Annotated in this window: 23 protein-coding genes, 1 tRNA gene and 1 other RNA gene; 17 read left to right on the top strand and 8 right to left on the bottom strand. The window is 74.7% G+C overall.

Annotated features, from left to right (window positions below):
- From Q0858_RS17270 to Q0858_RS17255, 4 genes are all read left to right on the top strand, one after another.
- A partial coding sequence (locus Q0858_RS17270) for a hypothetical protein (protein ID WP_299057034.1) occupies positions 1 to 397 on the top strand: 397 nt, incomplete at its 5' end.
- 141 nt (positions 398 to 538) lie between these two features.
- Positions 539 to 1,888 carry a type VII secretion integral membrane protein EccD gene (gene eccD, locus Q0858_RS17265; RefSeq protein WP_299057032.1) on the top strand — a complete coding sequence of 450 codons (1,350 nt, stop codon included), beginning with the start codon at positions 539 to 541 and terminating at the stop codon, positions 1,886 to 1,888.
- A gap of 1 nt (position 1,889) precedes the next feature.
- On the top strand, positions 1,890 to 3,320 hold the full coding sequence (locus tag Q0858_RS17260; RefSeq protein ID WP_299057030.1) for a type VII secretion protein EccB: 1,431 nt from the start codon (positions 1,890 to 1,892) through the stop codon (positions 3,318 to 3,320).
- Positions 3,317 to 4,597 carry a S8 family serine peptidase gene (locus tag Q0858_RS17255; RefSeq protein ID WP_299057028.1) on the top strand — a complete coding sequence of 427 codons (1,281 nt, stop codon included), beginning with the start codon at positions 3,317 to 3,319 and terminating at the stop codon, positions 4,595 to 4,597. The genes Q0858_RS17260 and Q0858_RS17255 overlap by 4 nt, the downstream gene beginning before the upstream one ends.
- 4 nt (positions 4,598 to 4,601) lie before the next feature.
- Here the strand turns inward: Q0858_RS17255 and Q0858_RS17250 are convergent.
- A tRNA-Ser gene (locus Q0858_RS17250) sits at positions 4,602 to 4,689 on the bottom strand.
- Between the two features lie 83 nt (positions 4,690 to 4,772).
- Between Q0858_RS17250 and ffs the strand changes: the two genes are divergently transcribed.
- The 7 genes from ffs to Q0858_RS17215 all read left to right on the top strand — a co-directional run bounded on the left by ffs (position 4,773) and on the right by Q0858_RS17215 (position 11,239).
- Positions 4,773 to 4,863, top strand: an RNA gene (ffs, locus tag Q0858_RS17245) — signal recognition particle sRNA small type.
- 79 nt (positions 4,864 to 4,942) lie between these two features.
- Positions 4,943 to 7,084: a DNA polymerase III subunit gamma and tau gene (locus tag Q0858_RS17240; protein WP_299057026.1), complete on the top strand. Its 2,142-nt coding sequence runs from the start codon at positions 4,943 to 4,945 to the stop codon at positions 7,082 to 7,084.
- 67 nt (positions 7,085 to 7,151) lie between these two features.
- On the top strand, positions 7,152 to 7,568 hold the full coding sequence (locus Q0858_RS17235) for a YbaB/EbfC family nucleoid-associated protein (RefSeq protein WP_299057024.1): 417 nt from the start codon (positions 7,152 to 7,154) through the stop codon (positions 7,566 to 7,568).
- Positions 7,569 to 7,596: 28 nt separating this feature from the next.
- Entirely contained in the window at positions 7,597 to 8,196 is a 600-nt protein-coding gene (recR, locus tag Q0858_RS17230; RefSeq protein ID WP_299057022.1) for a recombination mediator RecR, read from the top strand.
- Positions 8,189 to 8,818: a DUF5063 domain-containing protein gene (locus Q0858_RS17225; protein ID WP_299057020.1), complete on the top strand. Its 630-nt coding sequence runs from the start codon at positions 8,189 to 8,191 to the stop codon at positions 8,816 to 8,818. The genes recR and Q0858_RS17225 overlap by 8 nt, the downstream gene beginning before the upstream one ends.
- 49 nt (positions 8,819 to 8,867) lie before the next feature.
- Positions 8,868 to 10,178, top strand: coding sequence for an aspartate kinase (locus Q0858_RS17220; protein WP_299057018.1), 1,311 nt, complete (start codon positions 8,868 to 8,870; stop codon positions 10,176 to 10,178).
- Positions 10,178 to 11,239 carry an aspartate-semialdehyde dehydrogenase gene (locus tag Q0858_RS17215; RefSeq protein WP_299057016.1) on the top strand — a complete coding sequence of 354 codons (1,062 nt, stop codon included), beginning with the start codon at positions 10,178 to 10,180 and terminating at the stop codon, positions 11,237 to 11,239. The genes Q0858_RS17220 and Q0858_RS17215 overlap by 1 nt, the downstream gene beginning before the upstream one ends.
- A 6-nt stretch (positions 11,240 to 11,245) precedes the next feature.
- Here Q0858_RS17215 and Q0858_RS17210 read toward each other — a convergent pair whose 3' ends face one another.
- Positions 11,246 to 12,274, bottom strand: coding sequence for a hypothetical protein (locus Q0858_RS17210; RefSeq protein WP_299057014.1), 1,029 nt, complete (start codon positions 12,272 to 12,274; stop codon positions 11,246 to 11,248).
- A gap of 138 nt (positions 12,275 to 12,412) precedes the next feature.
- Here Q0858_RS17210 and Q0858_RS17205 point away from each other — a divergent pair, with 138 nt between their 5' ends.
- From Q0858_RS17205 to Q0858_RS17185, 5 genes are all read left to right on the top strand, one after another.
- The gene (locus Q0858_RS17205) at positions 12,413 to 13,732 is read left to right on the top strand and encodes an HNH endonuclease signature motif containing protein (protein WP_299057012.1); all 1,320 of its coding nucleotides are present in this window, start codon (positions 12,413 to 12,415) and stop codon (positions 13,730 to 13,732) included.
- Positions 13,733 to 13,919: 187 nt separating this feature from the next.
- A complete protein-coding gene (locus Q0858_RS17200; RefSeq protein WP_299057001.1) occupies positions 13,920 to 15,389 on the top strand; it encodes an FAD binding domain-containing protein in 1,470 nt (489 codons plus the stop codon).
- Positions 15,386 to 17,791 (top strand): molybdopterin cofactor-binding domain-containing protein, encoded by a 2,406-nt coding sequence (locus Q0858_RS17195; protein WP_299057000.1) that lies wholly within the window; start codon positions 15,386 to 15,388, stop codon positions 17,789 to 17,791. The genes Q0858_RS17200 and Q0858_RS17195 overlap by 4 nt, the downstream gene beginning before the upstream one ends.
- Positions 17,788 to 18,609, top strand: a complete 822-nt coding sequence (gene xdhC, locus Q0858_RS17190; protein WP_299056999.1) for a xanthine dehydrogenase accessory protein XdhC — start codon at positions 17,788 to 17,790, stop codon at positions 18,607 to 18,609. The genes Q0858_RS17195 and xdhC overlap by 4 nt, the downstream gene beginning before the upstream one ends.
- Complete coding sequence (locus tag Q0858_RS17185) at positions 18,609 to 19,925, top strand: guanine deaminase (protein WP_299056998.1); 1,317 nt, start codon at positions 18,609 to 18,611, stop codon at positions 19,923 to 19,925. Before xdhC ends, Q0858_RS17185 begins: the two co-directional genes overlap by 1 nt.
- Here Q0858_RS17185 and Q0858_RS17180 read toward each other — a convergent pair.
- The 5 genes from Q0858_RS17180 to Q0858_RS17160 form a co-directional block, all read right to left on the bottom strand.
- The gene (locus tag Q0858_RS17180) at positions 19,911 to 20,999 is read right to left on the bottom strand and encodes a cobalamin-dependent protein (protein ID WP_299056997.1); all 1,089 of its coding nucleotides are present in this window, start codon (positions 20,997 to 20,999) and stop codon (positions 19,911 to 19,913) included. The two genes, Q0858_RS17185 and Q0858_RS17180, sit on opposite strands and share 15 nt — an antisense overlap.
- 108 nt (positions 21,000 to 21,107) lie before the next feature.
- Positions 21,108 to 22,049, bottom strand: coding sequence for a factor-independent urate hydroxylase (gene pucL, locus Q0858_RS17175; RefSeq protein WP_299056995.1), 942 nt, complete (start codon positions 22,047 to 22,049; stop codon positions 21,108 to 21,110).
- The gene (gene uraD, locus Q0858_RS17170; RefSeq protein ID WP_299056987.1) at positions 22,046 to 22,552 is read right to left on the bottom strand and encodes a 2-oxo-4-hydroxy-4-carboxy-5-ureidoimidazoline decarboxylase; all 507 of its coding nucleotides are present in this window, start codon (positions 22,550 to 22,552) and stop codon (positions 22,046 to 22,048) included. Before uraD ends, pucL begins: the two co-directional genes overlap by 4 nt.
- Before the next feature lie 34 nt (positions 22,553 to 22,586).
- Positions 22,587 to 23,483, bottom strand: a complete 897-nt coding sequence (locus tag Q0858_RS17165) for a glycerophosphodiester phosphodiesterase family protein (RefSeq protein ID WP_299056984.1) — start codon at positions 23,481 to 23,483, stop codon at positions 22,587 to 22,589.
- 127 nt (positions 23,484 to 23,610) lie between these two features.
- Entirely contained in the window at positions 23,611 to 24,582 is a 972-nt protein-coding gene (locus Q0858_RS17160) for a hypothetical protein (protein ID WP_299056982.1), read from the bottom strand.
- Between the two features lie 148 nt (positions 24,583 to 24,730).
- Between Q0858_RS17160 and Q0858_RS17155 the strand changes: the two genes are divergently transcribed.
- Positions 24,731 to 25,213: a VOC family protein gene (locus Q0858_RS17155; RefSeq protein WP_299056981.1), complete on the top strand. Its 483-nt coding sequence runs from the start codon at positions 24,731 to 24,733 to the stop codon at positions 25,211 to 25,213.
- An 87-nt stretch (positions 25,214 to 25,300) separates the two neighbouring features.
- Here Q0858_RS17155 and Q0858_RS17150 read toward each other — a convergent pair whose 3' ends face one another.
- Positions 25,301 to 25,765 (bottom strand): hypothetical protein, encoded by a 465-nt coding sequence (locus Q0858_RS17150; protein WP_299056979.1) that lies wholly within the window; start codon positions 25,763 to 25,765, stop codon positions 25,301 to 25,303.
- Positions 25,766 to 25,786 lie beyond the last annotated feature (21 nt).

The following is a 25,786-nucleotide window of genomic DNA, read 5'->3' as shown; positions in this document are numbered from 1 at the left end:
CGGCGCGGCCGGACGGGCCGGCGCCGGAGCCAAGGGGGCGGCGCGCGGCGCGGCCGGCAAGGGCGCGGCCGCCAGGGCGGCCGGAGCCGGGGCCAAGGGCGCTGCCGCCAAGGGGGCGGCGTCGAAGGGCGCTGCCGCCAGGGGGGCGGCGTCGAAGGGCGCTGCTGCCAAGGGTGCGGCCTCGTCGGGCAGGGCGGCCGGCGCCGGTCGCTCGACGGCGGCGAACGCCGCCCGGGCGGCGGGATCCCGTGAGGCCCTCGGCAAGGGACGGTCCTCGGGGGCCGCTGCCGCCGGTCGACGTCGTGGCGAGGACCAGGACGTGGACCGCGACCACGTGCTCGCCGAGCAGGAGATCTGGATCGACGACGACGAGGTCGGTCCCGGCGTCCTCCGCTGAGGTCCGAGGTGTCGTGACGACACACGTTCGGGGCCCCTCCGCCAGTTCGGCGGAGGGGCCCCGGACTCCTCGTCGCAGTGACTAGAGTGCGTGCGTGCCGGACCCGGGGGGTCCGGCGAGGGTTCGGGCGAGGGGAGGCCGATGAGCCAGTCGACGACCACGTCCGGCCTGGTGCGGGTCACGGTGGCGTCAGGCACCCGACGGGTGGACCTGGTGCTGCCCGGTTCCGTGCCCGTCGCCGAGCTGCTGCCCGAGCTCGCCCGCAGCGTCGGCCTGCTGGACCCCGCCACGGTCTACGGCGGCTACAAGGTCGTGACCCAGGAGGGTCGCGAGCTCGGCCCCGACACCGGGCTGACGGTCCAGGGCGTCGAGGACGGCGGCCTGCTGACGGTCTCCGCCGGCGTCGACGAGGAGCCGCCCCGCGTCTACGACGACGTCGTCGAGGCGATGGCGGACGTCGTCGAGCGCGACCTCAAGCCCTGGGAGCCCGCGGCCGGTCGCCGTACGGCGCTCGCCTCGGCGCTCCTGCTGCTCGGCCTCGGCGCGGCCGCCCTCCTGGTGCAGGGCGACGCCCTGGTCGCCGGGGTCGCCGCCACCGTCATCGCGGCGCTGCTGGTGACCGGGGCCGTGGTGCTGTCGCGCGTGCGTCACGAGCCGCAGGCCGCCGTGGCCCTCGCCGCCATGTCGGCGGTGTACGCCGCGGTCGCCGGCCTGCTCTACGCCCCCGCCGCCGCCCTCTTCACCCTCCCGCTGGCCTGTGCCGGCGCGGGCGCCCTCGTCGCCGGCGTCATCGCCGTCGTCGGCATCGACGAGGGCCGCGCGCTCGCCATCCCGGCGGTGGTCGTCGGCGCCCTGGCCGCAGCGGGCGGTCTGCTCATCGACTACCTGGGCCTCGAGGCGCCGGTGGTCTTCACCGCCCTCCTCGTGCTGGTCGTGATCCTCGGCAGCGTTTTCCCGTGGCTCGCGCTCGGCGCGACGTCCACGCAGGTGGACCAGGCCTTCACGCTGGCCGACGTCACCCGGGACCCCGACGAGATCGACCCGGAGAAGGTCGGCACCGACGCCCGCCTCGCCCACGAGATCCTGCTCGCGGTGTCCGCCACCGTCGGTCTGCTGCTCGTGCTGGTGGCGCCCCTGGCCGTCTCCCTGGGCGTGACCGGCACGCTGCTGGCGATCATGAGCTGCGCCGTGGTGATGCTGCGGACCCGCCAGTACCGCACCGGCTCCGAGGTCCTCGTCGGCCTGGCCGCCGGCGTGACCGGCCTGCTCACGGTCGCGGTCTCGGTGCTGCTCATGCACGAGTCCTGGCGGCCCCTCGCCGCCGTCGCCCTCGCGGTCACCGGGGCGGTGCTCGTCGCGGCGACGCTCGTCCCCGCCTCCGCCTCGGTGCGCCGCGGCCGTCTCGGCGACCTCGCCGAGACGATCTCCCTGGTCTCGCTGGTGCCGCTGGCCGTGTTCGCGACGGGGCTCTTCGACCTCGTGGGCGGCTGAGGTGTCGACCAAGAAGGACCTGGTCGAGGCCCACGCCTTCAGCCGGCGACGGCTCGTCACGGCGTTCGTCAGCGGCGCCCCCGGGGGCCGTGAGGTGGAGCCCTCGCGCCCGGGCCGCACCATCGTCGGCGGCGTCGCCCTCGGGGTGCTCGTCCTCGCCGGCGGGGCGATCGCCGGGATCTTCTCCGGGCGTCCGCCGGACGGCTGGCTCGAGCCGGGGATCGTCATCGAGAAGGAGACCGGCAACTCCTACGTCATCACCGAGGAGTCCGACGACCCGGTCCTGCGCCCGGTGGTGGGCAACATCAACGCCCGGCTGATCTTCGGGACGGAGCAGGAGCCCTCCACGGTGTCCGCCGAGGACATCGCGGAGCAGTCCATCGGCGACGACATCGGCATCCTCGGCGCCCCCGCCATCCTCCCGTCCACCGAGCAGCTGATCGACACGGGCTGGGTGGCGTGCACGGCGGACGGGTTCGGGACCCGGATGGCGGTCTCCGAGACGCCCCCGGCCGTCGCGGCCCCGGACGCCGGGCTCGTCGTCAGGACCGGTGGCGGCGCGGACCCGGAGTACTGGCTCATCGCCTCGGCCAGCCCGCCCGACGACCCCGACGACCAGGCGTTCCGCTACCTGATGCCCGACAACGAGGGCGACCGTGAGGACATCCTCAGCGACCTCGACCTGCCCCCCGCCACCGAGGCCCCCCGGGTGGACGACGCCTGGGTCAACCTGTGGCCGGAGGGCCCCCCGCTGGACGACGCGTCGTTCGACGTCGGCAGCGGCGTCGTCCCCGAGTCCGCGGACTGGTTCGAGGGCCTGCCCGGTCCCGTGCGGGCGGGGGACCTCGTGGTGGAGGGCGACCAGGTCTACCTGGTGGCCGAGGACGCCCCCGCCCGGTTGTCGGCGTTCGCGCTGGTGGTCTACCGGGCGCTCAACGACGGCGTCGAGCCGACCCCGGTGGACGGTGTCTCGTTGCAGCCGGAGCCCGCCACCCCGGAGGAGTGGCCCGAGGACGGGCCGCGAGCCGTGGAGGACGGCAGCACCTGCGCGATCCTGGTGACGCGGGACAACCAGAGCCCGACCGTCCTGGTGGCCGAGGACCCGGCCGACACGTTGGACCCGTCCATCGAGGACGACGAGGTGGACGCCGGCGACGCCGAGGTGACCGTCGAGCCGGGTCGGGGTGCGCTCGTGGTCTCCGCCGGCTTCGGCCAGACCGAGGGACCCAGCCCGTTCGTCGTGGACAGCAAGGGGGTCCGCTACCAGATCGAGGGGGCGGACGCGCTCGCGAACCTCGGGTACGGCGACGCCGACCCGCGCGTCGTGCCCGACTCCTGGCTCCTGCCCTTCGGGTGCGGCGTGGTGCTGTCGCGCAACGCCGCACTGGGTCAGCCGGGCCAGGACAGCCAGAGCTCCTGCGAGGGGGAGTGAGCGCTCGACGACCGCTCCTGGCGGCCTCGCTGACCGCCGGGCTGCTCGTGGTCCTGACGACCCCGCTGGCCGCGTCCGCCGGCGAGGAGCAGGACGGACCCGTGGCCCAGGTCGTCGCCTGCTCGGCGACGGTCGGGGAGGAGCAGGTCTTCGTCAACCAGGAGCAGAGCAGGCCGCTGGAGCAGATGCGCATCGGCGAGGCCCAGGAGGTCGCCACCGGTGACGGGGTGACGGTCGCGGTCATCGACGCGGCGATCCCGCCGGTGACCCCGGTCCCGCTCGGGGAGCGGCTCGACCTGCAGGACGGCGAGATCACCGTCGAGCACGGCTCGGTCGTCGCCGGCCTCATCGCCGGTGCCCCCCGCACCGGGGAGGACGGGACGGAGCTCGCGACCGGGATCGCCCCCGACGCGACCATCCTGCCGGTGCGGGTCGTGGGCCCGATCGACCCCGAGGAAGCGGGCGAGGTGCCGGAGTTCGAGACCGCGGACGTCGTCGCCGGCCTGCAGTGGGTGGCGGACGAGGCCGACCGGCTCGGCATCGACGTCGTGAACCTGTCGCTGAACGTCGAGGAGGACGTCCCCGAGATGCGTGACGCGGTCCGGGCGGTGCAGCAGGCGGGCGTGATCGTGGTCGCGGCCACCGCGAACCGCGACGGGGAGGAGCTCCCGGAGGCCCCGACGCCGGCCCCGCTCGAGGACGGCGTCTACCCCGCGGCGTACCCCGGGGTGGTGGGCGTGACCACCTACGTGCCGCTCTTCGACGAGAGCGGCGAGCCGATCGTGCCCGAGAGCGTCATCAAGGGCTCACGCTTCATCGACGTCGCCGCCCCGACCCAGTTCGCGATCTCCTACGGCCCGAACGGCTCCTCCTGCATGGTGGACGCGCCCGCGGCGTCGTGGGCGACGGCGTACGTCTCGGGCGTGCTGGCGCTCCTGGAGCAGGCGTTCCCCCGGGAGACCCCCGACGAGCTGGTCGCCCGACTCGTCGACACCGCGTCCGGCGTCCCCGACCAGCGCTCGACCCTCAGCGGGGCGGGCGTCGTCCAGCCGCTCGAGGCGCTGACCCGGGAGGTCGACACCGACCGCAAGGGCCGGCTGCAGGTCCCCGAGCAGGTCGACGACTCCGACGGTGGCCGGGCCGCGCCCCCGCCGGTGCGCACCGACGAGCTCGCCGAGTCCCGCAGCGACTTCCGCTGGTGGGGCCTGCTCGCCGGGGCCGTGCTGGTCGGGGCGGTGATCCTGCGCCCGTTGCTGCGCAGGATCCGCCGCTCCTAGGAGATGGCGGAGGATAGGGGATTCGAACCCCTGAGGGCGTTAACCCAACCCGCTTTCCAAGCGAGCGCCATAGGCCACTAGGCGAATCCTCCGCGGAGGAGGCTACCGGTCCTCGTGGCGGCGTCCGCAATCGGCCGGGTGCCCCCGCCGGTGGCGGCTGTCCTAGACTCGGGCCAACCCCCCGTGCGGCGGCATCTCGCTGAACTCCCCCAGGGCCGGAAGGCAGCAAGGGCAGGCGAGCTCTACCGGGTGCGCGGGGGGCCTTTGCGTCCTCGGGCCGGGGCTGTGCACAGGCCGGGGTCGGCGCCGGGAGCGTTGTCGGCGGCCGTGGCTAGGGTGTCCGACGTGGAGCCGTCGCTCGCTCTCTACCGCCGATACCGGCCGGAGACCTTCGCCGAGGTGATCGGGCAGGAGCACGTCACGGAGCCGCTGCGCGTGGCCCTGGCGGCCAACCGCGCCAACCACGCCTACCTGTTCTCCGGGCCGCGCGGCTGCGGCAAGACGACGTCCGCCCGCATCCTCGCCCGCACGCTCAACTGCGAGCAGGCGCCCGTCGCCGACCCGTGCGGGGTCTGCGACAGCTGCCGCGACCTCGCTCGCGGTGGTCCCGGCTCCATCGACGTCATCGAGATCGACGCCGCCTCCCACGGGGGCGTGGACGACGCCCGCGACCTCCGCGAGAAGGCGTTCTTCGCGCCGGTGCGCAGCCGCTACAAGATCTACGTGATCGACGAGGCGCACATGGTGACCACGCAGGGCTTCAACGCGCTGCTGAAGCTGGTGGAGGAGCCTCCGCCGCACCTGCGCTTCGTGTTCGCGACCACCGAGCCGGAGAAGGTCCTCGGCACCATCCGCTCCCGGACCCACCACTACCCGTTCCGGCTGATCCCGCCGCGGCTGCTGTCGTCGTACCTGGCGGACCTCTGCCGCGCCGAGGGCGTCGCCATCGAGCCGGCCGCCGTCCCCCTCGTCGTCCGTGCCGGGGCCGGGTCGGCCCGCGACACGCTGTCGGTGCTCGACCAGCTCATCGGCGGCGCCGGTCCGGACGGCGTGACCCACCAGCTCGCCACCGGCCTGCTCGGCTACACCCCCGACTCGCTGCTGGACGACGTCGTGGACGCCTTCGCCGCCGGCGACGGCGCGGGCGTCTTCGGCGTCGTCGACCGCGTCGTGGAGGCCGGACAGGACCCCCGCCGCTTCACCGAGGACCTGCTGCGCCGCCTCCGCGACCTCGTGGTCATCGCCGCCGTGCCGGACGCCCCCGCCACCGGCCTCATCGACGTCGCCGACGACCAGGCCGAGCGCCTCGTCGCGCAGGCCGCCCGCTTCGGCGCCGCGGAGCTCAGCCGGGCCGCGGACGTCGTCGCGACCGGCCTCACCGAGATGCGCGGCGCCACCGCCCCGCGCCTGCACCTCGAGCTCCTGTGCGCCCGCGTGCTGCTGCCGGCCGTCGACGGCGAGTCCGGGCTGGGTGCGCGCCTGGACCGCGTCGAGCGACGGATGGCCGTGGGCGGCCCGGCGGCCCCGACGGCCCCGACGGCCCCGACGGCCCCGGCGGCCACGCCGGCCCCCCGGCAGGCCCCGGAGCCCACGCCGGCCCCCCGGCCCGAGCCGGCCCCGGAGCCGACCCCCGAGCCGACGCCGGAGCCGACCCCCGAGCCGACCCCCGAGCCGACGCCCGAGCCGACCCCGGAGCCCGCGCCGGCGGCGGAGTCGCCGCAAGAGCGGACCCCCGAGCCCACTCAGGCGCCCACCCCGCAGGCGGCGCCGGCGCCCACCCCGACGCCCGCCCCGACGCCCGCCCCGCAGGCGGCGCCGGCCGCACCCGCCGGCGCGATGACGCTCGTCGAGGTCCGGCGGCTGTGGCCGGACGTCGTGGACGCCGCGAAGGACCGGCGACGCGTCACCTGGATGCACCTGTCGCAGAACTCGCAGGTGGTCGGCGTCGACGGCAACGTGGTGACGCTCGGCTTCACCAACGCCGGCGCCCGCGACTCCTTCGTCGGCGGCGGGTCGCCCGACCTCGTCGCCGAGCTCGCGGCCGAGGTGCTGGGCCAGCGCTGGCGGATCGAGGCGATCATGGACCCGGGCGTGCGCCCTGGTGCCGCCCCGCCACCGCCGGCCGCCGCGCCCCCGGCGCCGGTGCGCGACGTCCCCCCGTCCGAGGCGGACGCCGTCCCGCCGCCGCCCGAGCCCGCGGACGAGCACGACCCCGGGCCCGACCCGGGACCGGAGCCCCCGCGGCCCCCGGCCCCCGCCGTCGATCCCGCAGCGGCCGACCGGGTCGCCGAGGCCCGTGCGTCGGCCCGCGAGGCGATTACCGCCACCCGCCCCGCCGGCTCCTCGGCGCCGACGGGCGGACCCGACGTCGACGCGGACGCCGGGGCCGACCGGGACGACCCCGACGTCGACGACGAGCTGGCGGGCACCGAGCTGCTCCAGCGCGAGCTCGGAGCCCGCGTGATCGACGAGATCCCCCGCACCTGACCCGGTACCGGACACCCGGACCGCGCCCGACCGACCACCCGACCATCTCGACCAGAGGCGGAACCCCATGACCCAGAACCCCTTCGACGCCCTCGGTGGCGCCGGCGGCTTCGACATGAACGCCCTGCTCGCCCAGGCGCAGCAGATGCAGCAGCAGCTCGAGCAGGCGCAGGCCGACCTCGCCGAGGCGACCGTCGAGGGCAGCGTGAGCGGCGGCGACGTCACCGTGACCGTCACCGGCACCGGCGAGCTGTCGGGCGTGACGGTCAAGCCGGGCCGCTTCGACGGCACCGACGCCGACGACCTCATGGACCTCGGCGACCTCGTGGTCGCGGCGTACCGCGACGCCAAGTCCCGCGCCGACGCCCTGGCCGCGGAGAAGCTCGGCCCCCTCGCCGGCGGTCTCGGCGGTGGCCTGCCCGGCGCCGAGGGCCTGGGCGGCCTGCCGGGCGGCGATGCGCCGCGCGGTCCGACCGGCTTCTGAGCCGGCCACCGAGACCTGAGGGGGGACCGTGTACGAGGGCGTCGTCCAGGACCTGATCGACGAGCTCGGGCGACTGCCCGGGGTCGGTCCCAAGAGCGCCCAGAGGATCGCGTTCCACCTGCTGCAGGCCGACCCGGTCGACGTACGACGTCTCGCCGACGTCCTCGTCGAGGTCAAGGCGCGCGTCCGGTTCTGCGCGGTCTGCTTCAACGTCTCCGAGGACGAGCAGTGCCGCATCTGCCGCGACCCGCGGCGGGACGGCTCGGTCATCTGCGTCGTCGAGGAGTACAAGGACGTCGTCGCGATCGAGCGGACACGGGAGTACCGCGGTCGTTACCACGTCCTGGGCGGCGCGATCTCGCCGATCGAGGGCATCGGGCCGGACCAGCTGCACATCACCGAGCTGATGACCCGTCTCGCGGACGGCGCGATCACCGAGGTCATCCTCGCCACCGACCCGAACCTGGAGGGCGAGGCCACCGCGACCTTCCTCACACGTGCGCTGCGTCCCATGGGCTTGCGCGTGACGCGTCTCGCGAGTGGACTGCCTGTGGGCGGTGACCTGGAGTACGCGGACGAGGTCACCCTGGGCCGAGCGTTCGCCGGACGGAGGAGTGCCGATGGCTGAGACCGAGACAGAGACGACCCCCGACAGCATCTCCCCGGACCGCGCCGACGACGTGGCGGCGCGGATCGAGCAGTTCCTCGACGCCCTCATGGCCATCGCCCGCGAGGGCGACCCGGGCCGTGGGGTCTCGCTGCTGCTGGTCGAGGTGTCCGAGGTGCTCCTCGCCGGCGCCGGCCTGGCGGTCCGCGAGGACTTCACGCCCGCCAGCGAGTTCCAGCCCGACGCCGGGCCCGACCCGGACCTCGACGCCATGCGCGAGCAGCTCGCCGTGATGCTCGGTGGCGCCGACGTGTACGGCGAGGTGTTCGACCCGTACCTGCCCGAGGACCTGGTCCCGTCGCGGCTGTCCGACGACCTGACCAGCGTGGCCACCTCGCTGGCCCACGGCCTGCGGCACTACCGCGACGGCCGCGTCCGGGAGGCGCTGTGGTGGTGGCAGTACAGCTACGTGGCCAGCTGGGGCGCCGAGGCGTCCGGGGCGCTCCGGGCGCTGCAGTCGATCATCACCCACGACCGGCTCGACGCCGACACGGACGTGGACGCCACGACGCTCGAGGCCGAGGCGGAGCAGCTGGCGGCCGCCGATGAGATGCTGACCGAGAGCCGTCCCGCGTCGCCGTAGACTCGTCTGCGGCCTGTCGTCACCGACCCGAGCAGGAGGGGCCGCCGAAGTGGGAATCGTCGTGCAGAAGTACGGAGGGTCCTCCGTCTCCGACGCCTCCGCCATCAAGCGGGTGGCCCGCCGCATCGTCGAGGCCAAGAAGGCCGGCAACGACGTGGTCGTCGCCGTGTCGGCGATGGGCGACAGCACCGACGAGCTGCTCGACCTCGCGAGCCAGGTCAGCCCGCTGCCGCCCGCCCGTGAGCTCGACATGCTGCTGACCTCCGGCGAGCGGATCTCGATGGCGCTGGTGGCCATGGCCATCTCCGACCTGGGCTTCAGCGCCCGCTCGTTCACGGGCTCCCAGGCCGGCGTGATCACCGACTCGGTGCACGGCAAGGCGAAGATCATCGACGTCACCCCGGGCCGGATCTCCGACGCCCTCGGCGACGGCCACATCGTCATCGTCGCCGGCTTCCAGGGCGTCTCCGCGGACACGAAGGAGATCACGACGCTGGGCCGTGGCGGCACGGACACCACCGCCGTCGCGCTGGCCGCCGCCCTCGAGGCCGAGGTCTGCGAGATCTACACCGACGTCGACGGCGTCTTCACCGCCGACCCGCGCATCGTCCCCGCGGCCCGCAAGCTCGACCGCGTCACCTATGAGGAGATGCTCGAGCTCGCCGCGTGCGGCGCGAAGATCCTGCACCTGCGTTGCGTCGAGTACGCCCGCAACCACAACATCCCGATCCACGTGCGGTCGTCGTTCAGCCAGCTCGAGGGCACCCGCGTCAGCGGCAGCATCGACGACCTCCCCGTCCACACCCAGGGGGCTCCCGGCCCCGAGGAGGAGCCAGGCATGGAGCAGGCGATCATCGCCGGCGTCGCCCACGACCGCAGCGAGGCCAAGGTCACCGTCGTCGGCGTGCCCGACAAGGTGGGCGAGGCCGCGCGGCTGTTCGAGGCCCTCGCCAACGCGCAGATCAACCTGGACATGATCGTCCAGAACGTCTCCGCGGCGGCCACGAACCTCACCGACATCTCCTTCACGCTGCCCCGCACCGACGGGCAGACCGCGATGGCGGCGCTCGCGGCGCTGCAGAGCGTCGTCGGCTTCGACTCCCTGCTGTACGACGACAAGATCGGCAAGGTGTCGCTCATCGGCGCCGGCATGCGGTCGCACCCCGGCGTGACGGCGAAGTTCTTCACCGCCTTGGCGGACGCGGGCGTCAACATCGGCATGATCTCCACCTCCGAGATCCGCATCAGCGTCGTGGTCGACGAGGACGACGTGGACGCGGCCGTCGCCGCCACCCACACCGCCTTCGACCTGGACGCCAGCGAGGTCGAGGCCGTCGTGTACGGCGGGAGTGGTCGCTGATGCCCGCGAACCCCACCCCCGCGTCGGAGGGCGGCCTCCGCGTCGGCGTCGTCGGCGCCACAGGCCAGGTCGGCGTCGTCATGCGTCGCCTGCTCGAGGAGCGCTCGTTCCCGATCGCCGAGCTGCGCTTCTTCGCCTCGGCGCGCTCGGCGGGCACGACCCTGCCGTTCGGTGACACCGAGATCACCGTCGAGGACGCCTCGACCGCCGACCCCAGCGGGCTCGACGTCGCGCTGTTCTCCGCCGGCGCCACCACCTCGCGGGCGCTGGCGCCCGCCTGGGGCGCGGCCGGGGTCGTCGTGGTCGACAACTCCTCGGCCTTCCGCATGGACCCCGAGGTCCCGCTCGTCGTCTCCGAGGTCAACCCCGGCGCGGCCCGGCAGCGGCCCAAGGGGATCATCGCCAACCCGAACTGCACCACGATGGCCGCGATGCCGGTCCTCAAGCCGCTGCACGACGCGGCCGGGCTGAAGCGCCTGATCGTCTCGACGTACCAGGCCGTCTCCGGCTCCGGCGTCGCCGGCGTCGCCGAGCTCGCCGGCCAGGTCGCCGCCGCGGGGGAGAAGGCCACCGAGCTGACCCACGACGGCAGCGCGGTCGCGATGCCCGAGCCCACGGTCTACACCCAGCCGATCGCCTACAACGTGCTCCCCGAGGCGGGCTCCTTCGTCGACGACGGCCTCGGCGAGACCGTCGAGGAGCAGAAGCTCCGCTTCGAGACCCGCAAGATCCTCGACGTCCCGGACCTGCCGGTCTCCGGCATCTGCGTCCGGGTGCCCGTCTTCAGCGGTCACAGCCTCGCGATCAACGCGGAGTTCGCCGAGCCCATGCCCGTCGAGCGGGCCCGCGAGCTGCTGGCCGCGGCCCCTGGCGTCGAGCTGTCGGACGTCCCGACGCCGCTCCAGGCGGCCGGCCGCGACCCGTCGTACGTCGGGCGGCTGCGTCAGGACGAGGGCGTGCCGGACCAGCGCGGGCTGGCGCTGTTCGTCAGCGGCGACAACCTGCGCAAGGGCGCGGCGCTGAACACGATCCAGATCGCGGAGCTGCTGCTCCAGCGCTGAGCCGGCTCAGCGGGGCATGGGCGCCTCGGCGCGGTCCTCGTCGTCCTCGGTGACGGTGGACTCGCTGCCGTACGTCGTCGTGATGGCGTGCGACCCGAGGAACGCCAGCGCGCCCACGGCGGGGACGACGAGCAGCATCCACCACGACGTGAGCACGTCGACCAGCAGCAGCATCAGCACCACGCACATCAGCGCGACCGCGAGCAGGCTGGTGCTGGCGGGGTCGGGCTGCGCCCACGAGCGCAGCAGCGCCGCGCCGAGCAGGAACCCGGCGAGCACGATCGCGAGGATCACCAGGTAGCCGATGCTCCCGCAGGACGACGTCCCGCGGACGAGCTGGCAGCCGTTCAGGCCGGCGATGGTGAGGGCAACGGTCAGGAGGCCCACCGCCGCGCCGGTGAGCGCGGCGGCGGCACGGGGGGCGACCGCGGGGAGCGGCGGCAGGCGCAGCGACGCCATCGACGCGAGGTCGACGGGACGGCGCCTCGGCTTCGGCTCCCTGGGGGTGTCCTCGTCCTGCGTCTCGACGGGGTCGACCTCGTCCGCGACCAGCGGCGGGGTCTCGTCGGCGGGGAGGAAGACCTCCGTCTCGGCAGTGGCCTCGTCGTCCGTCGGGGTGGCGGCGGGCGTCCGGCGTCGCCAGCGGCCCAGCGCCGGCAGCCGGCGTGTGGGCGTCGGTTCGGCTGCGGGCTCGGGCTCGACCGGCTCGGGCTCAACCGGCTCGGGCACGACGGCGACCGGCTCCGGCTCGGGGACGGGCTCCGGCTCGGGGACGGGCTCGGGCTCCGGTATCGGCTCCGGCTCGGGGACGGGTGCAGGCTCGACCGGCTCCGGCTCCCGGACGGGCGCCGGCTCCGGCACCGGGGTGGGCTCGGGGACGGGTTCGGGCTCCGGCACCGGGGTGGGCTCGGGGATCGGGGCGGTCGCCTCGGGCTCCGGGGCGGTCCCGGGGCGGTCCTTGCGTCGGCGGCCCCACCGACGCAGCGAGGGCAGCTCGAGGGAGGGCTCGAAGCGGTCCTCGTCGTTCTCGGCCATGGTCGCGATTCTCGCACCTACCCCCGCACGCTGCGGCAGATCAGTCCCCGGAGGTCGGGGCGAGAACTTCTCCACAGACACCGGTAGGAGGCATTGTCGGGCCCTGCGTTGTCGGTGGTCAGATCTAGAATCGAACACATGAGCGAACAGTCAGTGATCGAGACGATGGTGCGGGAGGACCCCGTGGCTGCTGCGCGGGCCTTCGTCCGTGGTCTCGGCGCGCTCGATTCGCGGGGTGCCTGCGAGGTGGACCTGATCGACGTGATCGGTGAGCTGGAGACCCTGAAGTGTGTCGCGGAGTCGGCGCAGGCGACGGCGGCGCGGGGTGTGTACGCCGCCGCGGTCGCTCGTCAGGAGGCCGCGGGCGTGCGTGGGTCGCGGGTGGGTCGTGGGATCGGGCACCAGATCGCGCTGGCGCGCCGTGAGCCGCCGTCGCGGGGGTCCGCGCACCTGGGTCTGGCGCGTGAGGTCGCGGCGCTGCCGCACCTCGAAGCGTTGTGGCGGCAGGGTCGTCTGACCGAGCGGCGGGTGTCGCTGATCCTGGGCCGCATCGTGTGGCTCGACCTGGACGACCGCCGTGGGGTGGACGCCCAGCTCGCCGGTGACCCGGAGCGGGCCGAGCGGTTGTGTCAGATGAACGACTGGCAGGCCCGCGGTGCCGCCGAAGCCCTGGCGTGTGCCGCGGACCCCGCGGGTGCGGTCCGGCGTCGCGCTGCCGCGGAGGCCGACCGCCACGTGTCGTCCCGACCCGCGCCGGACACCATGCTGCGGCTCTCGGCGTTGCTGCCCGTCAAGGAAGGCGTCGCGGTGATCGTGGCGCTGAAGCTGGCTGCGGACCAGGCCCGCGCTGCGGGTGACGGGCGGTCGCGGGGTCAGGTCATGGCCGACACCCTCGTCGGCCGCGTCACCGGCCGTGACCCGGTCGCCGAGCCGGTCCCGGTGCACGTCGACGTGACCGTCCCGCTGGACGCGCTGCTCCCCGACGGCAGTCACGAGGGTCAGCACTCGAACGCGTTCGGGTGGGTCGACGGGTACGGCGAGGTCCCCGCCGACCTCGCCCGCTCCCTGACCGCCGACGCCGTGGAGACCCTCGGGGTGTTCCGGCGCCTGTTCACCGACCCCGCCACCGGCCAGCTGGTCGCGATGGAGTCCGCGGCCCGCTGCTTCCCGCTGCTCCTCGCGCTGTTCCTGCGTCGCCGAGACAGGTACTGCCGCAACCCCTGGTGCGGAGCCCCCATCCGTCACACCGACCACGCCGTCGGCGTCGAGGAAGGTGGACCCACCAGCGCTGACAACGGCCAGGGCCTGTGCGAGGCGTGCAACTACGCCAAGCAGGCGCCCGGCTGGCGGTCCAAGACCCGGATCGATCCCGACGGCGCCCACGTCGTGGAGACCACCACCCCCACTGGCCACGTCTACGAGACCAGACCACCCCCGGCGCACCCCCGGCGCGAGTGAGATGACCTACCGGTGTCTCGCAGCGACACCGATCGGTCACCCAGACCACTCGCCGGGTCTCGTGGCCCCTGCGCTCCTGCGTCGCTCCGGGGCACCTCGACCTCCGGTGGTGTCGGTGGCTCGCGGTTTCACAACGATCCGACGACGGGTGCGGCGTCCGGGCGGGGCGGCGAGGCAGGATCGGTGCATGGACGCCCCCGACGTGACCGTCAACGGGCGCGCGGTCCCGTTCGCCGGGGCCACGCCCCACACCACCGCCCTCGACTGGCTGCGTGGGCTCGGCCTGACCGGCGCCAAGGAGGGGTGCGCGGAGGGGGAGTGCGGGGCCTGCTCCGTGATGGTCGCCCGCCCCGGGGTGGACAGCCCGACCGAGTGGACGGCGCTCAACGCCTGCCTCATGCCCGCCGCCCAGCTCGCCGGGCAGGAGGTCGTCACCGCCGAGGGGCTGGCCGACGGGGACGTGCTCCACCCCGTCCAGGCGGAGATGGCGGCGCGGGGCGGGTCGCAGTGCGGCTACTGCACCCCGGGGTTCGTCTGCTCCATGGCGGCCGAGTTCTACCGACCGGGTCGGGTCCCGACGAGCTCGACCACCGAGGAGGCCGGCGAGGACGACGCCGACCACGAGTGCGGACCCAACGGGTTCGACCTCCACGCCCTCAGCGGCAACCTGTGCCGCTGCACCGGCTACCGGCCCATCCGGGAGGCGGCGTACGCCGTCGGGCAGGCGGACGACGCCGACCCGCTCACCGCCCGCACGCGGCAGCACCCCCCCGCCACCACGTACGCCGAGGTCAGCGCCGACGGGGCCCGCTTCGTCCGGCCCGCGGACCTGCCGGCCCTGCTGGACCTGCTCGCCGAGGAGCCGGACGCCGTCCTGGTCGCCGGCAGCACCGACCACGGCGTCGAGGTGAACCTGCGCGGCGCCCGCCCGCCGCTCACCGTCGCCGTCGACCGGCTCGACGAGCTGCGCGGCTTCACGCTCGCCGACGACCACGTCGAGCTCGGCGCGGCCCTCACCCTCACCGAGATCGAGCGCCGCCTCGCCGGCCGGCTGCCGCTGATCGGCCAGATGACGGCGCAGTTCGCGTCCCGGCTGATCCGCAACGGCGCCACGCTCGGCGGCAACCTCGGCACCGGCTCGCCCATCGGGGACGCCGCCCCGGCGCTGCTCGCCCTGGAGGCCGAGGTCGTCCTCGCGTCCGCCGCCGGCGACCGGACCGTGAGGCTCGCCGACTACTTCACCGGCTACCGCACCAGCGTCCGCGAGCCCGGGGAGGTCATCCGCGCGGTGAGGATCCCGCTGCCCGCCCGCGGGCTGACCGCGTTCCACAAGATCGCCAAGCGCCGCTTCGACGACATCTCCAGCGTCGCCGTCGGGTTCGCGCTCGACCTGGAGGACGGCGTCGTGACCGCCGCCCGCATCGGGCTCGGCGGGGTGGCCGCCACCCCGATCCGAGCCCGCGCCACCGAGACCGCGCTCGAGGGCCGTGCCTGGAACGCCGACACCGTCGCCGCGGCCGCCGACGTCCTCGGGGGCGAGGGCACGCCGCTCGACGACCACCGCGCCAGTGCGGCCTACCGCGCCGCGATGCTGCGCACCTCCCTGCTCAAGCTCCACGCGGAGCACCCCGGGACCAGCGAGAGGGCGACCGCATGAGCCGCGCACCCGAGCACCTGTCGGAGGGCCTCGCCCAACGGCCCGCCCGCGGTGTCGTGGTGGGGGAGTCCCTGCCCCACGAGAGCGCCGCCGGCCACGTCACCGGCACCGCGCTCTACACCGACGACCTCGTCGGCCGCACGCCCGGCTGCCTGCACGCCCACCCCGTCCAGGTCCCCGTCGCGCACGCCCGCGTCACGGCGATGCGCGTCGACCCGGCGTACGACGTCCCGGGCGTCGTCCGCGTGCTCACCGCCGCCGACGTCCCCGGCGTCAACGACGCGGGGATCAAGCACGACGAGCCCCTGTTCGGTGACGAGGTGATGTTCCACGGCCACGCCGTCGCCTGGGTGCTCGGCGAGACCCTCGAGGCCGCCCGGCGGGGTGCCCTGGCCGTCGAGGTCGACGTCGAGGAGCTGCCGGCGCTGGTCAGCATCCACGACGCCATCGAGGCCGGCAGCTTCCAGGGCGGCCAGCCCACCCTGGCCCGCGGCGACGTCGAGACCGCGCTCGCGGAGGCGACCCACGTCTTCTCCGGCGAGACCGAGATGGCCGGGCAGGAGCACTTCTACCTCGAGACCCACTGCTCGCTCGCGCTCGTCGACGAGGCCGGGCAGATGTTCGTGCAGTCCAGCACGCAGCACCCCACCGAGACGCAGGAGATCGTCGCCCACGTCCTCGGGATCGCCAGCCACGAGGTGACCGTCCAGTGCCTGCGCATGGGCGGCGGCTTCGGCGGCAAGGAGATGCAGCCGCACGGGTACGCCGCCGTCGCGGCCCTCGGCGCGCGCCTCACCGGCCGCCCGGTGCGCGTGCGGCTGACCCGCAGCCAGGACATGACGATGACCGGCAAGCGACACGGCTTCCACGCCGCCTGGCGCGCCGGGTTCGACGACGACGCCCGGCTCGTCGCCCTCGACGCCACCCTCACCTCCGACGGCGGGTGGAGCCTCGACCTCTCCGAGCCCGTGCTCGCGCGGGCGCTGTGCCACGTCGACAACGCCTACTGGATCCCGCACGTGCGGGTGAACGGCCGCGTCGCGCGGACCCACAAGACCTCGCAGACCGCGTTCCGGGGGTTCGGCGGCCCGCAGGGGATGCTCGTGGTGGAGGACGTCCTCGGCCGCTGCGCGCCCCGCCTCGGCGTGCCCGCCCAGGTGGTGCGCGAGCGCAACTTCTACGCCGACGGGCAGGACACGCCCTACGGCCAGCCGGTGAAGCAGCCCGAGCGCCTCCACCGGGCCTGGACGACGCTGAGCAGCGAGGCCGACCTCGACGCCCGCCGCGCCGAGGTCGCCGCCTTCAACGCCGCCCACCCCCACGCCAAGCGGGGCCTGGCGACGACGCCGGTGAAGTTCGGGATCTCCTTCAACCTCACCGCCTTCAACCAGGCCGGCGCCCTCGTGCACGTCTACAAGGACGGCTCCGTCCTGGTGAACCACGGCGGCACCGAGATGGGCCAGGGGCTCCACACCAAGATGCTCCAGGTCGCGGCGACCGCGCTCGGGGTGCCGCTGTCGCGGGTCCGGCTCGCCCCGACCCGGACCGACAAGGTCCCCAACACCTCCGCCACCGCGGCCAGCTCCGGCGCCGACCTCAACGGCGCCGCCGTCCGCGACGCCTGCGAGCAGATCACCGCCCGCCTGCTCGAGGTGGACCCCGACGGCTCGATGTCGTGGGAGGACCGGGTCCGGACGGCGTACATGTCGCGCGTGCAGCTCTTCGCCGCCGGCTTCTACAAGACCGAGGGCCTGCACTGGGACTCCAGCATCATGCGCGGGGAGCCCTTCAAGTACTTCGCGTACGGCGTCGCCGCGGCCGAGGTGGAGGTCGACGGGTTCACCGGCGGCTACCGCACGCGGCGGGTGGACGTCGTCCACGACGTCGGCGCCAGCCTGTCGCCACTGGTGGACGTCGGGCAGATCGAGGGCGGCTACGTGCAGGGGGCGGGCTGGCTGACGCTGGAGGACCTGCGCTGGGACGAGGGCGACGGGCCCGGCCGCGGGCGGCTGCTGACCCAGGCGGCGAGCACCTACAAGCTGCCGAGCCTGTCGGAGATGCCCGAGGACTTCCGCGTCACGCTGCTGCCCGACGCCTCCGAGGACGGCGCCGTGTACGGCGGCAAGGCCGTCGGCGAGCCGCCGCTCATGCTCGCCTTCGCGACCCGAGAGGCGCTGCGCGAGGCCGTCGCCGCGTTCGGCCCGGACGACGAGGGGCCCGGGCCCGGCGTCGACCTCGCCTCGCCCGCCACCCCCGAGGCCGTGTGGTGGGCGATCGAGCGTGCCCGCGCCGGCGGCGACGACCGCCTGGTGGTCGGCGGCGCCGGGGCGACCGGGACGGAGCCACCGCAGCCGGACGGCCCGGCGTACCGGCCGGAGTCCGAGAGGCTGGCCCAGCAGTGAGGTGGGAGCAGGCCGTCCGCCGGCTGCGCGCCGAGCGACGCCCCGGCGTCCTCGTCACCGTCGCCGCCGCGCGCGGGCACGCACCCCGCGCCGCCGGGGCGAAGCTGGTCGTCGCCGCCGACGCCGCGTGGGGGACCGTCGGTGGCGGCAACCTCGAGGCCGTCGCGACCGAGCGCGCCCGGGAGCTCCTCGCCGCCGGCGCGACCGACGTGGCCCTGGAGACGGTCGCGCTGTCGGACCGGGCGCCGTACCGCCACGGGGTGCAGTGCTGCGGCGGCGAGGTGACGCTGCTGCTGGAGCCGCTGGCCGTCGTCCCGGCCGTCGCCGTCTTCGGGGTGGGCCACGTCGGGCTCGAGCTCGCCCGGGTCCTCGCCCGCCACGACCTCGACCTCCACCTCGTCGACTCCCGGCCCGAGCAGCTCGCCGCCGAGCGGCTGGCCGTCCTGGACGACGCTGTCGCCGACGTCCACGTCCACCGCGTCCCGGTGCTGCCCGAGCTCGTCGTCGCCGAGCTGCCGCCCGGCACCCACGTGCTCGTCATGACCCACGACCACGCCGAGGACGTCGCCCTCTGCGACGCCGCCCTGCGCGCCGACCACCTCGCCTCGGTCGGGCTGATCGGGTCCGCCGGCAAGTGGGCGCGCTTCACCGCGCGCCTCGCCGAGGAGGGCCACGACCCGGCGCGGGTGGCGGCGATCCGCACCCCCATCGGCCTCCCCGAGCTGGTCGGCAAGGAGCCCGCCGTCATCGCCGTCAGCGTCGCGGCCGACCTCCTGCAGCGCTTCGCGACCGAGCGCACCGACCGGGCGAGCGTCTAGTGCTGGTCCGCGCCCGGGTGCTCGACACCCCCGACGACCCGTTCACCGGCGGGGTCGACGGCACCGGCCTGCGCAGCGACGAGGACGCCGGCCTGCTCGTCCTCGACGGCGTCGTCGCGGCCCGCGGGCCGTTCGCGCAGGTGCGCGCCGCCCACCCCGACGCCGAGGTCGTCGACCTGCGTGACGGGCTCCTGCTGCCGGGGTTCGTCGACACCCACGTCCACTTCCCGCAGGTGCGCGTCATCGGCGGGCTGGGGATGCCGCTGCTCGAGTGGTTGGAGCGCTGCGCCCTCCCGGAGGAGGCCCGCCTCGTCGACCCGTCGTACGCCGCCGGGGTGGCGGCCGACTTCGTGTCCGGGCTGGTGCAGGCGGGGACGACGTCCGCGCTGGTCTTCGGCGCCCACTTCGCGCCGGCCGTCGACCTGCTGTTCGCCGAGGCCGCCGTCGCCGGCCTCCGGGTGACGGCCGGTCTCGTCGTCAGCGACCGGCTGCTGCGCGAGGACCTCCGGACCACCCCGCAGACGGCGTACGACGAGGGACTGGGCCTGGCGCAGCGGTGGCACGGCGTCGACCGGGCCCGGTACGCCGTCACCCCCCGCTTCTCCCTGTCGTGCGGCGAGCCGCTGATGGACGCCTGCGCGGCGCTCGCCCGGGAGGTCGACGGGGCGTTCGTGACCAGCCACGTCAACGAGAACCCCGCCGAGGTCGCGGCGGTGGCCGAGGCGTGCGGGACGTCGTACGTCGAGAGCTACGACCGGCACGGCCTGCTCGACGGCCCCGCGGTGCTGGCCCACGACGTCCACCCCACCGACGACGAGCTCGCCCTGCTCGCGGCCCGCGGCACCGCGGTCGCGCACTGCCCGACGTCCAACGCCGCGCTGGGCAGCGGGCTGTTCCCGCTCGCGCAGCACCTCGCCGCCGGGGTGGGTGTGGCCCTCGGATCCGACGTCGGGGCGGGCACCGGCTTCTCGCTCCTGAAGGAGGGCCTGCAGGCGTCCTTCGCCCAGCAGCTGCTCGGCGACGCCGGCCACCCCCTGACGCCCGCGCACCTGCTGCACCTCGCGACCACCGCCGGGGCGGCCGCGCTGCGGCTGCCCGACGTCGGGCACCTCGGTGTCGGGATGCGCTTCGACGCGCAGCACCTGCGACCCGCCGCCGGCTCCACCCTCGACGTCGGCCTGCGGCACGCCGCGAGCCCGGACGCGGCGCTCGCGACGGTGTTCGCGCTGGGGACGTCGGCCGACGTGCGGTCGGTGTGGGTCGACGGGGAGCAGGTGCTCGATCGCCCCGCGCCGGCGTCGTCAGGCGTCGACTGAGGTCTCGCCCGCACCCGTCGCGGGACGGTCTGCGCGCAAGGAGGCGCGGACCGGGGTCTCCATCGGCCCGGTGGGCTCGTTGGCGGCGACGATGAGACCGCGGGCGCTGCGCACGAGGCCCCCGACGGCGGCACGGCTGCCGGCCGGCTCCCGCAGCAGCTCGTAGATGCGGTCCACGAGGCCGGGGTCGAACCCGCGGGCGGCCAGCACGCGGGCGAGCCAGTCGTTGGCCTCGAGCAGGATCGTCTCGTCGTCGGTGGCCAGGGTGGCCGACAGGCAGCCCACGAGGTGGTCGACCCACCCCTCGAGGTCGCCGGCGTCGGCGGCCGGGGCCGCGCCGGAGCGGCGCAGCCCGACGGTCACGTAGGAGACCATCTGCTCGCGGTAGGTCTCGAGCCAGGCCACGTCCTCGGAGGCGGCGATGGCCGCGGGACCGGTCAGGCGGGCCGCCTGGGGGTCCTCGGCGATGGCGTTCAGCCAGGCGACGGCCTCCTCGGGGCCGGCGCACCAGGCGCTGGCGCCGATCGCCCGTGCGCGCTTCTCGTCGTCCCCGAAGGCCTGCCCGCCGACGACGACCCGCAGGCCCTGGTCGCGCAGGCGCTTGACGAGCCCGGCCGCGCGGCCCAGGGAGGAGGTCAGCGAGGCGCTCAGCAGGACCGCGTCGCTCCGCTGGGACACGGCCCGCTCGAGCAGGGCGTCCGCGTCCGGGCTGCCGCCGACGTGGTCGACGCGGAGCCCGTGGGCCATGAGGATCTCGGAGACCACGAGGGAGGCGAAGGCGTGCTGCTCGTCCTCGACGCAGGCCACGAGCACCAGCGGCCCGTCCTTGCGTGGCTGGGCGTTGAACGAGCCGAGCCAGAGCAGCAGGCCCTCGTTGACCGAGGTGGCGGTGTGCTCCTGGGCGACGGTCCACTCGCCGGTCATCCACAGCTCGCCGACGCGGTGCTGGGCGACCAGGAGGTGGTCGCGCAGGATCTCCGCCGTACTGACGCCGTCGGCGCGCAGTCGCTTGACCGCGGCGAGGGCGGATCGCCGGTCGCCGGCGGCCACGGCCTGCCAGTAGTGCGTGTCCATCGTCGAGGACGGTCCCCCGCTCGGGTCTGCTTCACACATCCGGCTTACACCGTAGGTCGGATGCGGTGAGGAATCGAGTCAGAGGTGCCCCGGGACCCGGGGGAGCAGTCAGCAGAAGCCGGGCACCGCGTGCCACGCCGCGCCCGGGTCCGGCGCACCGTCACGCAGCACCGAGGCCTCGATGAGGCCGTACGGCCGGTCGGCGGCGATGAACACCTCCCCGGGGTTCTCCAGGCCGAACGGCGCCAGGTCCACCAGGAAGTGGTGTTTGTTGGGCGCGGAGAACCGCACCTCGACCACCTCGTCGCGGGCGGCGATCGCGGCCTCGCCCATCGCGTACAGGGTCTGCTGCAGCGCCTCGCTGTGGGTGGTGGCGAACGCCTCGAGCATCACCCGGCGCACCTCGGCGTACGACGCGTCCCAGGCGACGCCGGCCGCCGCGACCGCCGCGGGGTCGTGGCGCCACCGGACGACGAGCGAGGTCGCGAGGATGCGGTCGTCGGTCTCGGGCAGGGTCGTGTAGCGGTCCTTCAGGAACCCCCGGAACGCCGACCCGGTCGTCTTCATGACCACGAGGTCGGAGATCCCCGACAGCACCTGGGCGACCCGCTCCTCGCCGCGGCCCTCGACGTTGACGACCGTCGTCCGCACGTCGGACCCGGCCCGGGCGAAGGCGTGGTCGTGCCCGGCGCCGTCCACCTCGAGCCGGGCCCAGGTGTGCTCGAGGACCTCGATGCGGGCGCCGGTGGCGGCGGGGGTGGCCTCCAGGAAGTGGTCGGCGAGGGTGAGGGCGTAGTCCTCGATCGCGCCGATGCCCTTCTCCTTGGCGAACGCGAAGGCGGTGTTCTTCTGGGTGTCGGTCGGCAGGACGTCGGCCTGGTCGCCCGTGGTGTGCGCGGCGGCGAAGTCGCCGCGCAGCGAGGTCGACACGGTGAGGTCGCGGACCTCGTGGCGCGCGGTGTCGCGGACGACGCGGACCACGCGGTTCTCGGCCTTGCCGTACTGGTTCGCGCCGAGGTGCACGCCCCGGCTGCTCGACGACTCGCTCACGGCTGCTCCTCGGGGTCGAGGCTGCGCTCGAGGCGCAGCAGGGCGATGCGCCGCAGCTCGTCGGCGACGACCGCGGCCTCCGTCTCGTCGTCGTTGCCGAGGCGGGTCCGGGCCGCGGTGAGGACCTCCTCGGCGGACAGCCCGCTCGCGCAGACGAGGAAGATGCGGTCGAAGCGCTCCTCGTAGGCGACGTTGGCCTCGAGGAGCGCCTGCTGGACGTCGGCCGCGGTCGAGACGCCCGACTGCTCCCGACGGGAGAACGCCGCCTCGGAGCTCCCACCGCTCGCCCGCTCCCCGATGCGCGGGTGGGCGGCCAGGGCACGGGTGACCTCGTCGGCGCTGAACGCCCGCGCCGCGGCGTCGGCGGTGGCGAGCGCGCCGGCCACGTCGTCGTACGGGCGACCCGCGCGGACGGCGTCCGCCCACCGCGGCACGTCGCAGCAGGCCAGCAGCAGCGCCGTCGCCTCGTCGTCCGGGGCCGCGTTGAAGTCGGCGAGCGTCATCGCAGCACCGTAGCGGCCCCGGACGGGGCCGGGCTCAGCGCTTCTCGCGCAGCACCCGCTGCAGCACGGGCGGGACGTCGGTGATGATCGCGTCGACGTCCCAGGCGATGAGGCGGCGCATGTCGGCCTCGGCGTTGACGGTGTAGACGCTGGTCTCCAGGCCCGCGGCGTGGATGGCGTCGACGTCGGCCTCGGTGATCACCCGCTGCGAGGGGTTGATCCACTCCGCCCACGGACGGGCGGCGGCGATGTCGGCGGCGGTGGGCGTACGGCCGTAGAGCAGGCCCTTCTCGACGGCCGGGTCCACCTGCTCGTAACCCCGCATCCAGGCGATGTCGAAGGACTGCACGACGAGCCGGTCGCGCTTCTCGGCGGTGCGCAGGTGGGGGTCGGTGGCCAGCGCGCGCTCGAGGTCCTGCTCGATGCCCGGGTAGAGGCCGGGGTTCTTCATCTCGAGCAGCATCCGCGCGCGCTGGCCGACGACCCTGCTCCACTCGGCGAGCGTGGGGACCCTCTCGCCGGCGAACGCGGGCGAGAACCACGACCCGGCGTCGAGCTTCTTGATCTCGGCGAGGGTGAAGTCGCCGACGGTCCAGGGGGCGCGGTCGGGGAAGACCTGCTCCGCGTCCGTCGTCCGGGCCAGGGTCGCGTCGTGCACGAGGATCAGCACGCCGTCGGACGTGCGCTGGATGTCGTTCTCGATCTCGTCGGCGCGGTCGCGCAGCGCCTGCCGGGCGGAGGCGAGCGTGTTCTCCGGCGCCGCGCCCGACGAGCCGCGGTGGGCGACGACCACGACGTCGTCCTTGCCGGGGCCACCGGGGCCACCGGGGCCACCGGGGGCGGCGTACGCCGGGGCGAGGCTGAGGGTGGTCGCGACGCCGGCGAGCACGGCGGTGAGCGAGACGGACAGGGCGCGGGTGCGCAGGCGCATGCAGGGTCTTCTTTCCCGAGAGCGGCCGCCGGCTCTCGGCGGCCCGGAGCACCGTGGCCCACCGTGTCGAACGGCAGGTGTACGGCCGCCGACCGCGGAGTGTGTCGTCCGTGACGCACCGGATGAGTCAGGGACGACACGCTCCCGGGACGGGACAACCGCTCCCGCAGGGGTGCGGGGTGACCGCCACGCCGTGCCGACGCAGGAACCGCACGAGCAGGACCGTGGTGGCGCAGGAGTCGACGAGCACCTGGCGGGAGCCGAGGCGGGTGGTGGCGCCGCCGTCCACCGCGTGGAGGAGGTCGCGCTGGAGGTCGGCGTCCCGGTCCTCCCGTGAGGTGTGGTGCGCGAGGCCGTCCAGCTCGACGACGGCTCCGCCCTCGTACGTCGCGTCGCGGTAGACGACGCCGGCGGCAGTGTCGGCACGCACCTGCCACCTCGAGCGCGGCAGGCCGTGCGCGCGCTCGATCCGCTGCAGGTAGGCCCGCTCCAGCACGGAGGACACGCCTCCGGCGATGTCGTCGAGCACCGCCTCCAGGAACGCGCGTCGCGGTGCCCGGCGCAGCGAGGCCAGCGCCGCGGAGAGCCGGGCGGCCGTCGTCCGGCGACTCCCGACCGCGCGGGTGAGCGCGGCCACCGCGGACGCCTCGTCCCTGGCGCAGGCGGCGACCTCGAGGACGGCGTCCTCGTACCGCTGGCGGGGAGGCCCGGTGTTCCACTGGACCCGCCGGTCGAGGTCGACCACACGTCGGACCTTCGCGCCGGGAGGGTCCGCCCGGCGGCAGCGGGTGCGGTCGATCGCGACGAGGATCACCTCGTCGTCGGGCCCTGCTCCCTCGGCCGCGTGGACCGCCGAGCGACCGAGCAGTGCCGCCGGCCAGCACGGCAGCACCGCCGCCCACGCCCGCTGCCGCCAGGTCGGCACGCCCGTGTGGTCGAGGTAGACACCCGGCGCCTGGCGCACCCACAGTCGTCGTCGCAGACGCCGCTCGATCTCGTGCGGCCGCAGCCCGTGCGCCTCGACCTGCCACCGCGCGACGACGCCGTCCTGCGACGCGATGAGCGCGCGCAGCGCGGGTGGGTCGGTCGGATCGGTCACGCCGACAGGGTGGCCCGACCGGGCGCCTCCCTGCTCCGTGACGCCGGCTCACCTGTGGAGAAGCCGGAGCGTGTCGTCCGTGACGTGTCCGATGAGTCACGGACGACACGCTGGTCCATTCCTCCACACCCGACACCAGGAGGACGAGATGGGACCGATCACCCCCACGCTGTGGATCAACGGCGAGGACATGGACGCCGCCGCGCAGTACTACCTCGACGCGTTCGGGGGCGAGGTCGTGCACACGCTCGACTACGGGCCGGACGCCGGCGAGCACGCCGGGACGCGGATGGTCGTCGTCCTCACCCTGGCGGGCCAGCAGTTCTGCCTGCTCAACGGCACCGACACCCACTTCACGCCCAACGAGTCGGTGTCGTTCGAGCTCAGCCTCGACGACCAGGCCGAGGTCAACCGGATCTGGGACCACCTCGCGAAGGAGGGCCGGCCCGGCCCGTGCGGGTGGATCGCCGACCGCTACGGCTTCTCGTGGCAGGTCGTGCCGCGGGTGCTGAACGACATGCTGCGCGACCCCGACCCGGAGCGGGTGGCGCGGGTGACCGCCTGCTTCATGGCCGTCGACGGCCGGGCGTTCGACATCGGCGAGCTCCAGGCGGCGTACGACGGCCGCTGACGCCACCCGCGAGGGCGGCGCCAGCGGCCGTGGCTCGGTCCGGCGTGGTGCCGGGCGTCGATCAGTCGACGAGGTGGACCAGGTCGATCAGGGGGTGGGGACGTCACCCATCAGGTCCTGCAGCTGGCTGGCGCAGGTGTCCTGGTTGTAGTCGTTGAGGGCGTCGGCGCCCTCCTCGTCACCGCCGAGCTCCTCCTCGAGGTCCTGCGGGTCCCCGCCTTCGTAGGCCTCGGTGAAGTCATCCTCGTCGACCTCCTGGGTCGCCTCGATCTGCTCCTCCCAGGCGGCGCGGGCGTCGTCCGGCATGTCCTCGGGGGTGCCGACCTCCTCCTGCTCGTCGACGGAGCTCTGGAGCTCGTCGAAGACCTCGTCGGCCGGCGGCTGCTCGCCGCCGGTGGAGTTCTCGACGATGTACTGGAAGAGACCGATCTGCGCGTTGCAGTAGTCCTCGGCGCTGGCGTCGGTCGGCGGGCCGCCGACGCCGCACCCGGTGAGGGCGGACGCGAGCAGGACGGGGGCGCCGATGGCGGCGAGACGGCGGGTGAGCGACATGGTGACCTCTCGTGGGCCCGC

Origin of the sequence: uncultured Nocardioides sp. (assembly GCF_947489365.1) — a bacterium.
In the GTDB taxonomy this organism is placed as follows: domain Bacteria; phylum Actinomycetota; class Actinomycetes; order Propionibacteriales; family Nocardioidaceae; genus Nocardioides.
The sequence above is the reverse complement of the archived record's forward strand: the minus strand, read 5'-3'. Positions and strand labels throughout refer to the sequence as shown.